The 13,119-nt window shown below is 70.8% G+C and carries 11 protein-coding genes; 4 read left to right on the top strand and 7 right to left on the bottom strand.

Going from position 1 to position 13,119, the window contains the following annotated elements:
- Positions 1 to 98: 98 nt before the first annotated feature.
- The 6 genes from AC068D_RS12190 to AC068D_RS12165 form a co-directional block, all read right to left on the bottom strand.
- Positions 99 to 1,217, bottom strand: coding sequence for an LLM class flavin-dependent oxidoreductase (locus tag AC068D_RS12190; protein WP_478822890.1), 1,119 nt, complete (start codon positions 1,215 to 1,217; stop codon positions 99 to 101).
- Between the two features lie 124 nt (positions 1,218 to 1,341).
- Positions 1,342 to 2,103, bottom strand: coding sequence for an SDR family NAD(P)-dependent oxidoreductase (locus tag AC068D_RS12185; RefSeq protein WP_478823128.1), 762 nt, complete (start codon positions 2,101 to 2,103; stop codon positions 1,342 to 1,344).
- A 19-nt stretch (positions 2,104 to 2,122) separates the two neighbouring features.
- Entirely contained in the window at positions 2,123 to 3,046 is a 924-nt protein-coding gene (locus AC068D_RS12180; protein ID WP_478823127.1) for an LLM class F420-dependent oxidoreductase, read from the bottom strand.
- Positions 3,047 to 3,575: 529 nt separating this feature from the next.
- Entirely contained in the window at positions 3,576 to 5,051 is a 1,476-nt protein-coding gene (locus AC068D_RS12175) for a helix-turn-helix domain-containing protein (protein ID WP_478822889.1), read from the bottom strand.
- Between the two features lie 345 nt (positions 5,052 to 5,396).
- Entirely contained in the window at positions 5,397 to 5,810 is a 414-nt protein-coding gene (locus AC068D_RS12170) for a PaaI family thioesterase (RefSeq protein ID WP_478822888.1), read from the bottom strand.
- 211 nt (positions 5,811 to 6,021) lie between these two features.
- Positions 6,022 to 7,248, bottom strand: coding sequence for an amidohydrolase family protein (locus tag AC068D_RS12165; protein WP_478822887.1), 1,227 nt, complete (start codon positions 7,246 to 7,248; stop codon positions 6,022 to 6,024).
- 173 nt (positions 7,249 to 7,421) lie between these two features.
- Between AC068D_RS12165 and afsR the strand changes: the two genes are divergently transcribed.
- The 4 genes from afsR to AC068D_RS12145 all read left to right on the top strand — a co-directional run bounded on the left by afsR (position 7,422) and on the right by AC068D_RS12145 (position 11,504).
- Positions 7,422 to 10,385, top strand: coding sequence for an SARP-family global regulator AfsR (gene afsR / locus AC068D_RS12160; protein WP_478822886.1), 2,964 nt, complete (start codon positions 7,422 to 7,424; stop codon positions 10,383 to 10,385).
- Positions 10,386 to 10,589: 204 nt separating this feature from the next.
- Entirely contained in the window at positions 10,590 to 10,817 is a 228-nt protein-coding gene (locus tag AC068D_RS12155) for a hypothetical protein (RefSeq protein WP_478822885.1), read from the top strand.
- Between the two features lie 101 nt (positions 10,818 to 10,918).
- Positions 10,919 to 11,098 (top strand): hypothetical protein, encoded by a 180-nt coding sequence (locus tag AC068D_RS12150; protein WP_478822884.1) that lies wholly within the window; start codon positions 10,919 to 10,921, stop codon positions 11,096 to 11,098.
- A 184-nt stretch (positions 11,099 to 11,282) separates the two neighbouring features.
- Positions 11,283 to 11,504, top strand: a complete 222-nt coding sequence (locus AC068D_RS12145) for a hypothetical protein (RefSeq protein ID WP_478822883.1) — start codon at positions 11,283 to 11,285, stop codon at positions 11,502 to 11,504.
- Here the strand turns inward: AC068D_RS12145 and AC068D_RS12140 are convergent.
- The gene (locus AC068D_RS12140; RefSeq protein WP_478822882.1) at positions 11,501 to 13,069 is read right to left on the bottom strand and encodes a FadD3 family acyl-CoA ligase; all 1,569 of its coding nucleotides are present in this window, start codon (positions 13,067 to 13,069) and stop codon (positions 11,501 to 11,503) included. The two genes, AC068D_RS12145 and AC068D_RS12140, sit on opposite strands and share 4 nt — an antisense overlap.
- Positions 13,070 to 13,119: the final 50 nt, after the last annotated feature.

Raw genomic sequence — 13,119 nt, 5'->3', positions numbered from 1 at the left:
CCGCCGGTGGTCGAGGCGCAGGGGGCGGGGTGAAGCGCCCGGCCCCGGGTGCCGGGCCGGAGCGGAGCAGCGGCGGGAGGGGACGGGGACGAACCCCGTCAGGCCGCTTCGCGGAAGCGGGTCGTGCGGTGCACCGGGTCCGTGTCGATCTTCGGGATGACGTGCTCGCCGATCAGCTTGATCGTGGTCATCGTGTCCTCGTACGAGATCCCGATCGGCAGCCCGAACGACAGCTGGTCCGCCCCGGCCTGCTCCCAGCGCTTGCACTGGCGCAGCACCTCGTCCGGGTCGCCGCAGATCATCAGCTCCTCCGCGATGAGGAGTTCGATGATCTCCCTGTTGTAGTCGGGCAGCAGCTCCGGCCACTCGGGGATGCCCTCGGGCCGCGGGAAGGTGTCGTGATAGCGGAAGAGGAGCGACTGGAGGTAGTTGAGTCCACCGCCGACCGCGATCTCGACCGCCTTGTCGTGGGTCTCCGCGCATATCGCCGTGGAGGTCACCATGACGTTGTCGTTGACATAGCCGCCGACGGGCTCCGCGTTCTTGACCGCAGTCTTGTACGACTCGACGACCCATTCCATGTCGGAGACCTTCTGCACGCTGAAGCCCAGCACACCGAGGCCCTTGCGACCGGCCATGGCGTACGAGGACGGCGACCCTGCTGCGTACCACATCGCCGGGTGGGACTTCCCGTACGGCTTGGGCAGGATCTTGCGCGGCGGCAGGGACCAGTGCTTGCCCTGGAAGCCGCTGTACTCGTCCTGGAGCCACATCTTCGGGAACTCGGCGATGGTCTCTTCCCAGATCTCCTTGGTGTGGTTCATGTCGGTGATGCCCGGCAGAAAGCCGAGGATCTCGTGCGAACCAGCGCCGCGGCCGGAGCCGAACTCGAAGCGCCCTTCGGAGAGATGGTCGAGCATGGCGACCTTCTCGGCGACCTTCACGGGGTGGTTGACGGGGGCGAGGGGGTTGAAGATGCCCGACCCCAGATGGATCCGGTCCGTGGCGTGGGCGAGATAGCCGAGGTACACGTCGTTCGCCGAGAGGTGCGAGTACTCCTCCAGGAAGTGGTGCTCGGAGGCCCAGGCGTACTTGAAGCCCGACCTGTCCGCCTGGATGACGTACTCGGTCTCCTCCATCAGCGCCTTGTGTTCGGCGAGCGGGTCGGTCTCGGCGCGCTTGCCGACGTAACCCTGCACAAAGAGCCCGAATTCCATGGGGGTCCCACCACCGTCCCTATGTTTCTGACGTACCGTCAGATCTCAGTGCGTCGACTGTTCCACCGTGCGACGGAGTCGTCAATAGCTGACGATGCGTCAGAGAATCGGGGTGTCGCACAACTCAGAGGACACTCACTCCGGCCAGCCAGCCTCCGTCGATGACGAACGGCTGCCCCGTGATGTACGAGGAGTCCTCACTCGTCAGGAAGAGCGCCAGCCGGGCCACCTCCTCCGGCTGTCCGACCCGGCCGAGCGGCACCAGCTTCCGGTACAGCTCGTCGAGGGCCTCCGGGTCCGCGCCCCCGGGATTGCTCATCGGTGTGTCCACCGCGCCCGGGCACACGGCGTTGACCCGGATCCGCTTCGCCGCGAGCTCCATCGCCGCCACCCGGGTCAGACCGAGGATGGCGTGCTTGGTCGCCGCATAGGCCCCGACACAGGACATTCCGGTGAGCGCGGTGTAGGAGGCGGTGTTGACGATCGTCCCGCCGCCGGCCGCCTCGATCTCCGGCGCCAGTGTCCTGATACCGAGGAACGCACCTATCTGATTGACCTGGATGATCTGCTGGAACTCCTCCAGGGGCGTGCTCACCAGCTCGTTGAAACGCAGGATGCCCGCGTTGTTGACCAGTCCGTCGATGCGGCCGAAGGCATCTTTGGCGGACGCGACGGCAGCAGCCCAGTCGGACTCATGACCCACGTCGAGATGGACATAGCGGGCGCGGTCCTCCCCGAGCTCCTTCGCCAGCGCCTCGCCCTGGTCGTCGAGGACGTCCGCGAGGACGACCTGCGCCCCCTCCGCTGCGAAGAGGCGGGCCTCCTGCTCGCCCTGGCCGCGTGCCGCGCCCGTGATGAGGACGACCCGGCCGTCCAGTTTCCCCATTTTCCCCATGCCCGTACTCCTATCGGTCGAGGTGCGGAGCCACGTCGGCCGCGAAGGCCGCCATCTGATCGGTGAGTTCACTGCGGCTCCGGCTGCGGAACCGCACCTGGATCTGGTCCACGCCCATCGCTCCGTACGCACGCAGCGACTCGGCGAGCGCGTCCGCCTTGCCGGTGAGGGTGCGCCGGCCCACGTCCCACGCTGCGTCGCCGACGTAGAGCGGCTCGGTGATCGCCCCGATCTCCAAGGGGCGCGTGACCCCCGCCTCCTCGCGGAGCGCCCTGAGCCTCGCGATCTGCGCGGGGAGCCGGTCGCGCGGGTCGCCCTGCGGGAGCCAGCCGTCACCTCTGACCGCGGCCCGGCGCACCGCGGCGGGCGAGGAACCGCCGATCCAGATCGGTACGTCGGCCTGGGCCGGCCGCGGCCTCAGTCCGAGTCCTTCGAAGGCGAAGTGCTCGCCGTCGAAGCGCGGGAACTCCTCGGGTCCCAGTGCGGCCCTGAGCGCGTCGACCGTCTCGTCGAGCACGGCGCCACGCCGGTCGAAATCCGCGCCGAGCACCTCGAACTCCTCGCGCACATGACCGGCGCCGACCCCGAGGATCAGCCGGCCGCCGCAGAGATGGTCGAGGGTCGCGTACTGCTTGGCGGTGAGGAGGGGGTGGCGCAGACCGACGACGGCGACATGGCTCAGGAGCCGCACCCGCTCGGTCGCGGCGGCGAGGAAGGAGAGCGTGGCGACGGGGTCGTACCAGACCGTCGACATGGCGCCGGCGAGGCGGCGCGGAATCGCGACGTGATCACAGCTCGCGATGTAGGCGAAGCCGGTGCGATCGGCGGTACGGGCGATGTCGACGAGATCGCCGGGGCCGGCGGAGGCCTCCCACGACTCGGCGTAGATCGTGCTCTGCGACTGGACCGGGAGCTGCATTCCGTAGACCACCATGATCGGCCCCTTTGCCCACTGGATCTGACGATCCGTCATATCGATGGGCCACCATGGTCTTGGCTCACGCCTCGCCGGGCAAGGGGTGTGCGCAGTCGCGTCCGGCCGTGGACCTGGCGTACGGGCGCGCCCGGGGCGGCGATGCCGGGGCCGGGGAACCGGGGCGTGCGAAGCCGGCGGCAGGACCGGGCCCGGCGTCGGGAATGACACCGGGCGGCCGGTCAGCGGCCCCGTGGCGGGGCCGTGCGCGGGCCGGGGGCGGTCCGGGCGTGCGCGCACCCCCGTGACGCGGACGCCCACGCCCCGTGGTGGCACGTGCTCGCAGCCGGTGCGGAAGGTCGGCTTCCGCGCCCACCAGCACGGTAGGAGGCTGCCCGGGACCGGGGCCACCGTGCACGGTGATCAGTTCCGGGCGCAGGCCGTGCACGGTGATCAGTTCCGGGCGCAGACGGTGCTGCCCGGTGCTCAGATTGCGGGCGCAGACCGTGCACCATGCTCGGATCCGGGCGCAGACGGTGCTGCCCGGTGCTCAGATTGCGGGCGCAGGCCGTGCCCGGTGCCCAGCCGTCACGTCCAACGCATGGACGAGATCGTGGATGCCCGAACCGGTCGTCAGCAGATCGCGGTTGAGCAGGCGCTCGGCGGCGCGCAGCCGGGCCCTGACCGTGTTCCGGCTCAGTCCCAGCCGCGTCGCCGTCGCCCGGGCGTCCGTGCCGGCGTCGATCCAGGCCGCCGCCGTGCGGTGCAGATCGCCGTGCCGGGTGCCGCGGAGCGGACCTGTGAAACTCTCCGCCCAGGTCACGGCGGATGCGGTGCCAAGCAGTTCGGACAGGGTCGGAGCCGGCTGCCGGCCGTCGGTGGGACCGGGGTGAACAGCCGTGAGTGACAGGGCCAGATCCAACGCCGCCCGGGTGCGCACATCGCCGAGGTCCGCGCCCAGGGCCTCCTCCGCACTGCGGCAGTGGGCCGCGACGGTGGTGCGGCTGATCTGGAGCAGACGGGCCACGGCGGAGCGGGGGAACGTCACGGCCAGACGCGTGATGTCGATGGTGGACTTGGGGACGCCGGCCAGCGGCTCCAGGAAGGCCGACGCCCAGGCGAAGGCCGGTTGTTGGGGCAGCACCTGCACCAACGACGGCCGGCCGCGGTAGACAGCGAGCCGGTCCGGTGAGTTGCGGGCGACCGTGAGGGCGTGCAGCGCTTCACCGTAGGCGTCGGCCATGGCGGCGAGCGGATGCGGTCTGCTGACGCCCAGCGCGTAGCCGGGATTCTCCCGGACCAGGCGGCGCAGCACCTCTCCCTGCCCCAGCCGGCCCCCCGGTTCGGCGTTCTCGGCGAGGGGGCAGATCAGGTGCTCCTTGAACGCCGGGCAGTGCACCATCAGACCGGTCCCGTGGTAGCCCGCGGGGTCCAGATAGGTCCGGGCCAGCCTGTCGCGGTCGGCCGGCGCGCAGTGCAGCAGATGGACCCGTACGCGCTCCGCACCCAGCAGCGGCGGCACGTCCCCCGTGGTCATCCGCCTGGCCAGCGTCACGTCGCCGCTCATCAGCGCGGTCAGCACCGCGAACCGCAACTGCCGTGACTTCGCCTCGTAGCCGCGTGCGCTGTCGTCGGCCTTCCCTGCTCTGCCCAGCAGTTCCAGGAGCCCGCCGGTGTGCGAGGCGAGCGCCGCCGACTCGCGTGGCAGCGGTGCGGAGCCGGCCGTCACGAGCACCGGGCGCGGCGCGTGGCCGCCGAAGGCCTCGAGCCGTGTCTCCCGGCCGTCCACGTGCACCGTGGCCGCGGCCAGCACACCGCCGGCGACGCGCTCCACCTGCTCCCGCAACGCCGGTGGGATCTCGGCCGGGAATCCGGCGGTCGCCGCGTCGACCACGCCACCGCTTCCGATCCATGCGACCTCCGCCCCGATCCGGCCGCCGAGCCATGCCAGGACGTCGGCCGGTCTCCGGCGCCGCACCACACGCAGCAGTTCGTCGAGATCCGCCTCGTGCGTCCTCTCGTGCATCCACGCCCCCAAAGCCGCTCCCACCCTTCCCGGCAGCCCGACCACCCTCCGCTGCGGAACAGCCGTCCGGGCCGACCCTGCCGGACCACCGACCGGGTCGGCGCGCCACCGGACCGCCCACCGGACCGCTGTCCGACAGCAGCACCCTAGGTCTTTCGTTCGGATCGGGCTGGATCGGTGAGCGGGGTCCGGTGCGTGCGATCGCAAGGCGGAGGAGGGAGCCCACGCGGAGCGTGGGCGACCGACGACAACGCGGTGAGCGTGCGTGCCGGGGCACGCGAGCCCGGCACGATCCGAACGAGAGGCCCCGGGGATCTCGGCCCGGCAGCGCGCACAGCGTGGAGGTCAGCCCAGCAGCGCGTACACCGTGGAGGCACGGGCGGCGGGCTCGTCCGTGCCCTCCGCGGTCATCGTGACCTCGGAGAAGGCCATCCGCCTGCCCAGCTTGGAGATACGCGCGTCGACCAGGACGTCCGCGCCGGTCACCGCCCGCTGGAATGTGGTCGACTGCTGGACCGTCGTCATCGGGACGAAGCCGCCCCGGGCGGAGGACACGGCGATCACGGTCGCCGTGTCGGCCGCCGCCATCAGCGCCTGCCCGGACAGCGCCCCGCCCTCGCGGGCCAGCCGGTCGGACCAGGGAAGGCGCAGAACGCCGTGGAGTTCGCCCATCTCGACCACGGAGAGGCCCAGGTCGAGCACCCAGGGGGCGAAGTTGTCGGAAAGGATCTTGTCGGCTTCAGCAAGCGAGAGCGTCATGTGCCGATGGTGGGGGTGCCGGCACCTCGATGTCCACGCTCGGTGACGGTGCTGTTGCCCTGTGTTCGACCGGGTTGACGGTCACACAGGGGCCCCGCCTCGTCGGGCCCCCTGTCCGACGACGGCCACTCCGGCCGCGCCCTGCGTACCGAACCGCGAACCGCCGGCCCCCGGCGTACGGGCGCGGCACCCCTCGCCCGGCGGCGCATGCTCACGCCGCCGCCCCCGGCCACAGCCCCTCGGGCGTCAGACCCAGCAGGTCGATCGCGTTGCCGCGCACGATCCGCTCCACCACGTCGGGCGCCAGGTGCCCCATCTGGGACTCGCCGACCTCGCGGGACTTCGGCCAGGTGGAGTCGGAGTGCGGGTAGTCGGTCTCGTACAGGACGTTCCCGACACCGATGGCGTCCAGGTTCATCAGCCCGAAGGCATCGTCGAAGAAACACCCGTACACATGCTCGGCGAACAGCTCCGACGGTGGCCGCAGGACCTTGTCCGCGACTCCGCCCCAGCCCCGGTTCTCCTCCCACACCACGTCCGCGCGTTCCAGGATGTACGGGATCCAGCCGATCTGGCCCTCCGCGTACATGATCCGCAGGCTCGGGAATCGTTCGAACTTGCCGCTCATCAGCCAGTCGACCATGGAGAAGCAGCAGTTGGCGAAGGTGATGGTGGAGCCGACGGCCGGCGGGGCGTCCGCCGAGGTCGACGGCATCCTCGAGGAGGAGCCGATGTGCATGGCGATGACCGTGCCGGTCTCGTCGCACGCCGCAAGGAAGGGATCCCACGCATCGGTGTGGATGGACGGGAGCCCGAGGTGCGGGGGTATCTCGGAGAACGCCACCGCCCGTACCCCGCGTGCCGCATTGCGGCGGACCTCGGCGGCGGCCAGTTCGGCGTCCCACAGGGGTACCAGGGTGAGCGGGATCAGCCGGCCCTGTGCGTCGGCGCCGCACCACTCCTCCACCATCCAGTCGTTGTAGGCCCGCACCCCGAGCAGCCCCAGTTCACGGTCCTTCGCCTCGGTGAAGGTCTGTCCGCAGAAGCGCGGGAAGGTGGGGAAGCACAGTGCCGACTGGACGTGGTTGACGTCCATGTCGGCCAGCCGGTCCGGGACGGAGAAGGAGCCGGGCCGCATCTGCTCGTAGGTGATGACCTCGAGCCGGATCTCGTCCCTGTCGTAGCCGACGGCGGTGTCGAGACGGGTGAGCGGGCGGTGCAGGTCCTCGTACACCCACCAGTCGCCGACGGGTCCGTCGTCGCCCTTCGCACCCATGACCGGCGCGAACTTCCCGCCCAGGAAGGTCATTTCCTTCAGCGGCGCCCGGACGATGCGCGGACCGGTGTCCTGGTACTTCGACGGGAGCCGGTCCCGCCAGACGCTGGGGGGCTCCACTGTGTGGTCGTCCACCGAGATGATCTTCGGGAAGGTCTCCATGCGTCCACGGTAGCGCCGATCTGACAGACCGTCAGCTACCCGATCCGCCCCAACCCGACAGATCCTGTGCAGAGAGTCACCCACTGCTGACGAGTCGGGCCCGCACAAGGCAGACTGTCGGGGGCGATACCGGCGAGACCGGCGATATGAAGCGGTACGAGCAGGGGGAAGCTATGGACCGTGAGCACGGGCCCTCCGCGGATGCGCACGTCCCGGAGCAGCGCGTTCCGGTGGAGACCGACGGTGGCAGCGGCCTGCGCTTCAGCGTGCTCGGACCCGTACGCGCCTGGGGCGACGGCGAGGCGCTGACCTCCGGATCACCGCAACAGCGCGCGCTTCTGGCCGCATTGCTGCTGCGGGAAGGACGGACCGCCACGGCCTCGGAGCTGATCGACGCGATCTGGGGCGAGGAGCCGCCCTCGCAGGCACTGGCGGCGGTGCGGACGTACGCGTCCCGGCTGCGGAAGGTCCTCGGCCCCGGCGTCCTGGTCAGCGAGTCCGGGGGCTATGCCGTCCGTGCGCCGGCCGAGGCGCTCGACCTCCATGTCGCCCAGGAACTCGTCTCCGAGGCCGAGAAGGCGAGGGCCGGCGGCGACCGCTGCCAGGCACGCGCACTGATCAACAAGTCGCTGGGGCTGTGGGAGGGCGAGGCACTCGCGTCCGTACCCGGGCCGTACGCCGAGTCGCAGCGCGTCCGCCTGGAGGAGTGGCGGCTCCAGCTCCTGGAGACGCGACTGGAGCTGGACCTCGACGTCGGCTGCCATGCGGAAGCGGTGTCCGAGCTGACCGCGCTGACAGCCGCGCACCCGCTGCGGGAGCGGCTGCGCGAACTGCTGATGCTCGCGCTCTACCGGAGCGGACGGCAGGCCGAGGCACTGGCGGTGTACGCGGACACCCGGCGGCTCCTCGCGGACGAGCTGGGCGTCGACCCGACGCCCGAACTGTCCCGGCTGCAGCAGCGGATCCTCCAGGCCGACGCGGAACTGGCCCGCCCCGTCGAGGAACAGCCCTCCAGCGCACCACAGTTCACACGACCGGCCCAGCTTCCCGCGACGGTTCCCGACTTCACCGGCCGTACGTCCTTCGTGCGGGAACTGAGCGATCAGCTCGCCACCACCGAAGGCTCCGTGATGGCGGTCTCCGCCCTCGCGGGCATCGGCGGCGTCGGCAAGACGACGCTCGCCGTGCACGTCGCCCACACCGCCCGGCCGCAGTTCCCGGACGGACAGCTCTACGTCGACCTCCAGGGCGCCGGCCCCCGGTCCGCAGAGCCGGAGGCGGTGCTCGGAGCGTTCCTGCGGGCGCTCGGTACGGCGGACTCGGCGATCCCCGACACCCTGCACGAGCGTGCGGCGCTCTACCGCTCCACGCTCGACGGCCGCCGCATCCTGGTCCTTCTGGACAACGCCCGCGATGCAGCGCAGGTCCGCCCGCTGCTGCCGGGCACCGCGGGCTGCGCGGCGCTCGTCACCAGCCGCATCCGCATGGTCGACCTGGCCGGGGCGCATCTGGTGGACCTGGACGTGATGTCCCCGGACGAGGCCCTCCAGCTCTTCACGCGGGTCGTCGGCGAGGAACGGGTCTCGGCCGAGCGGGAGGCGGCGCTGGACGTCGTCGCGGCATGCGGCTTCCTGCCCCTGGCCATCCGTATCGCAGCCTCCCGTCTGGCGGCCCGCCGCACCTGGACGGTCTCGGTGCTCGCGGCCAAGCTCGCCGACGAGAGGCGCCGGCTGGACGAACTCCAGGCCGGCGATCTCGCGGTCAAGGCCACCTTCGAACTCGGCTACGGCCAGCTGGAGCCGGCCCAGGCCCGTGCGTTCCGGCTGCTCGGCCTCGCCGACGGGCCCGACATCTCGCTTGCCGCGGCGTCGGCCGTACTGGACCTGCCCCTGCACGAGACCGAGGACCTCCTGGAGGCCCTCGTCGACACCTCCCTGCTGGAATCGGCCGCTCCGGGGCGCTACCGCTACCACGATCTCGTACGGCTCTACGCGCGTGCGTGTGCGGAGAAGGACGAACAGCCTCCGACGGAACGGGAGGCCGCGCTGTCGCGGCTGCTGGACTTCTATCTGGCAACGGCTGCACGGGTGTACGCCATCGAACGGCCCGGCGACCGGCTCGTGGCCCATCTGGCGACGACGACGTACGAGGGCCTCACGTTCGCCGACCGGCAGGAGGCCCTGGACTGGCTGTATGCGGAGGCGAATTGCCTTCTGGCATGCGCACGCCAATGCCTGCGGGAAGAGCGTCTGCGGCGGGCGGTGGACCTGCTCTGGGCGGCCAAGGACCTGGGCGAGTCCGGCGCGAACTCGAAGCAGTACGCGGCGGCGGCACTCGCCGCGCTCGACGCGGCCAGGTCGGCGGGCGACCCGCAGGCCGAAGGCCGCGCACACACGACGCTCACCAACGTCCACCTGGTGGCCGGCCGATACGCCGAGGCGGACGAGGAAGCACGAGCCGCAAGGGCACTGGCGGTGACCACCGGGGACGCGGTGACGGTGTACTGGGCCGACAACGACCGGGGGATCATCGCCGCCAGCCGCGGCCACTACGAAGAGGCCGAGGCGCACCTGCTCAAGGCCGCGGAAGGATCCCGGTCCGACGCGAACGTTCCAGGAACGGCAAGCGCCCTCTCCAACCTGTCCCGCGTCCATCAACTGGTGGGCCGCACCGGCAGCGCCATCGAACTCGCCCAGCAGGGCGTGGACCTCTACGCCGGCCTGGGTCCGACGGTGCGCCTGGCCAATGCGCGGTACGCGCTCGGGGTCGCCCTCACTCAGGCGGGACGCCACGCCGAAGCCCTCGACCAGCTCTCCGACGCGCTGCAGACGTTCGCGAAGGACCGTCAGCGTCTTTGGGAGGGCACGACCCACTACCGGATCGCCCGCGCGCATCTCCTGGCCCGGCGGCCGGCACAAGCGGCCCAACACGCCGAACAGGCCCTGGCCATAGGGTGCATCGGTGGTGACAAGATACGGGGCAACGTCCTGCAGGTGCTGGGCAAGGCCCTCGACACCCTCGGCCAGAGGGACCGCGCACGCGCCTGCTGGCGTGAGGCGCTCAGCCTCTACGAGCAGTTGGATGCTGCCGAAGCGGACGAGGTACGCGCCCTGTTGACCCCCCTGGCAGCCGCCTGAGCACCGGATGACGGGCGCGTTCAGCATTTGTTTATGCCCGCCCGGCACTCTCTACTCAACGGTCCGTCGCGTCGGGGGGCAGACGGTCACCGAGTGCTCATCGTTAAGGTGAGCGATTCCAGGAAGCGCCCGTTCGGCGACCCTCGGGGGAGTTGCCGAACGGGCCTTTCCGATTCGACGCCGACATTGAGGGAGTTGACGACGGTGAGCGACGCGGAGAAGAACGAAGACATCACGACCATGGGCGACAACCACATGCCCACCCCGCCCAAGGACGGCAGCATCACCACCATGGGCGACAACCACATGCCCACCCCGCCCAAGGACGGCGGCACCACCACCATGGGCGACAACCACATGCCCACCCCGCCCAAGGACGGCAGCATCACCACCATGGGCGACAACCACATGCCCACCCCGCCCAAGAAGTGAACTGAGCCACACATCCGACGGGGTGCGGTCGCGGCGGCGCGGAGGGGGGCCGCCGCGGCCGCGGCACGTCGTGGTCCCACCATCGATCAGGAGACCGGAAAATGACCCGCACCCGGCGCATCATCGCCATAGCCGCCGTCGCCATCACCGCCGCCGCGATCGCGGCCGGGGTATCGGCGCCCGCCATGGCAGGGGACAACCACACGCCCGCACCTCCGCAGCGCGCCACCGACAGCGCCGACGAGGACGCGGGCACGCCCGGGAACGGCCACTCCCGCTGAGGGCGGCTTGCGCAGGCGGGAGCGCAGTCGAGGCCGTGCGACAAGCGGCACGCCACACCGGAAACCGACATAGCATGCACGAGGGTTCTTGCATGACCGGGTTCCCGACGAGTCCGCATCGACAAGTTCTTCGAAGGACCGGGACGACATGCCCGCCAGGGCAGTGGGTGGAGGGGGATGGCCCATGGCGGCTCTGGTGACGTTGTTCGCCCTGCTCGGGGGGCTGGTCGCTCTTCTGGTCATTGTCCTGCTGAGGCGCGGGGGCAACCGGACGGAGAATGCCGATGGCCTGCGCATGGAGCAGGAGGCCCGGCTGCGAGCCCAACACGACCGCACGTCCTTCAGCTCGCTGGCAGTGCACAACTCCGTGCCGACGATGAGTGACAGCCAGAGGCGGCGGCCCTAGACCGTGCGCCCGGACCGCGCCCGCAGCTCCGTCTTCAGCACCTTCCCGCTCGCGTTCCGCGGCAGCTCCGTCACGAACTGCACCACCCGCGGCACCTTGTAGTTCGCCATCTCCCGCCGCGACCAGGCGATCAGGTCGTCCGCCGTGAGCGTCGATCCCGGCCGGCGGACCGCGTACGCCTTGCCGACCTCGCCCAGCCGGCCGTCCGGGATGCCGACCACCGCCACGTCGGCGATGTCCGGGTGCAGACCGAGGAGTTGCTCGATCTCCGCGGGATAGGCGTTGAAGCCGCCGACGATGAACATGTCCTTGATCCGGTCGGTGATCCGCAGATTGCCCGCCTCGTCCAGGACCCCCACGTCGCCCGTGTGCAACCAGCCGTCGCCGTCGAGGACCTTCGACGTCTCCTCCGGGTCCTCGAAGTAGCCGTGCATCACATGGTGGCCGCGGACCAGGATCTCCCCCGGTTCGCCGGGGGCGGCGAGTACGCGGACCTCGGTGTCCGGGATCGCGCGGCCCGACGTCGCGGCGATGGTTTCGGGGGCATCACCGCGGCGGCACATCGTCACGATGCCGGACGCCTCGGAGAGCCCGTACGCCGTGAGAACGGTCGCGATGCGCAGTTCGCCGCGCAGCCGCTCCACCAACCGCAGCGGCACGACGGCCGCGCCCGTGACGACGAGCCGCAGCGCCGACAGGTCGTGGGCGTCACGCGCGGGGTGGTCCAGCAGGGCCTGGTGCAGCGTCGGCGGCCCGGGCAGGACGGAGATGCGTTCGGACGCGATGTTCGCCAGGACCGTGTCCACGTTGAACACCGGCTGCGGCACCATCGTCGCGCCGCGCATCAGGCACGCGATGATGCCGGCCTTGTACCCGAAGGTGTGGAAGAACGGGTTCACGATCAGATAGCGGTCGCCCTCACGCAGACCCGCGAGCTCGCTCCAGACGTCGTAGCAGCGCAAGGTCTGGGCATGCGTGATCACCACGCCCTTCGGCCGGCCGGTCGTCCCCGAGGTGAAGACGATGTCGGAGGGGGCGGAGGAGGTGACCGCGTCCGCCCGGGCCCGTACCTCCGACCCGGACACCCCGTCCCCGCCGGCCAGGAAGTCCTTCCAGGTCCGGTAGTCCTCCGGTGCGCTGTCCGCCAGCACCACCACCTGTTCCAGATGCGGCAGTTCGGCCTCCGCTCGGCGTAGCGACGCCACGTACGACGTGCCGAGGAACGTACCCGTGATGAAGAGCAGCCTGGCGCGGGAGCGTTCCAGGACGTACGCCGCCTCCGTGCCCTTGAAGCGGGTGTTGAGCGGGACGAGCACGGCGCCGGCCGTGACGGAGCCGAGCGCGGCGACGATCCAGTCGAGGGTGTTCGGCGCCCAGACGGCGACGCGGTCACCTGGCTCCACCCCGGCTGCCATGCAGGCCGCAGCGGCCCGCTCCACGCGCTCGCCGAGTTCGGCGTACGAGATGCGGGTGCGGCCCTCGACGACGGCCTCCCGCTCGCCGTACCGCTGCGCGGCACTCCGTACCAGTCTCGGGATGGATATCCAGTCCAGGTCGCCGCGCATCGCCGACTCCTCCCGCTGTCGCCCTGCCGCACTAGCTGACTGTCCGTCAG

The organism is Streptomyces sp. NPDC043861 (assembly GCF_056435905.1).
The sequence above is the reverse complement of the archived record's forward strand: the minus strand, read 5'-3'. Positions and strand labels throughout refer to the sequence as shown.

Bases quoted from the DNA above. Each gene is read 5' to 3' on its own strand.
- afsR (WP_478822886.1), top strand. From the start codon at position 7,422: ATGGACCGTGAGCACGGGCCCTCCGCGGATGCGCACGTCCCGGAGCAG.
- AC068D_RS12170 (WP_478822888.1), bottom strand. From the start codon at position 5,810: ATGACGCTCTCGCTTGCTGAAGCCGACAAGATCCTTTCCGACAACTTC.
- AC068D_RS12145 (WP_478822883.1), top strand. From the start codon at position 11,283: ATGGCGGCTCTGGTGACGTTGTTCGCCCTGCTCGGGGGGCTGGTCGCT.
- AC068D_RS12165 (WP_478822887.1), bottom strand. From the start codon at position 7,248: ATGGAGACCTTCCCGAAGATCATCTCGGTGGACGACCACACAGTGGAG.
- AC068D_RS12190 (WP_478822890.1), bottom strand. From the start codon at position 1,217: ATGGAATTCGGGCTCTTTGTGCAGGGTTACGTCGGCAAGCGCGCCGAG.
- AC068D_RS12185 (WP_478823128.1), bottom strand. From the start codon at position 2,103: ATGGGGAAACTGGACGGCCGGGTCGTCCTCATCACGGGCGCGGCACGC.
- AC068D_RS12140 (WP_478822882.1), bottom strand. From the start codon at position 13,069: ATGCGCGGCGACCTGGACTGGATATCCATCCCGAGACTGGTACGGAGT.
- AC068D_RS12150 (WP_478822884.1), top strand. From the start codon at position 10,919: ATGACCCGCACCCGGCGCATCATCGCCATAGCCGCCGTCGCCATCACC.
- AC068D_RS12175 (WP_478822889.1), bottom strand. From the start codon at position 5,051: ATGCACGAGAGGACGCACGAGGCGGATCTCGACGAACTGCTGCGTGTG.
- AC068D_RS12180 (WP_478823127.1), bottom strand. From the start codon at position 3,046: ATGGTGGTCTACGGAATGCAGCTCCCGGTCCAGTCGCAGAGCACGATC.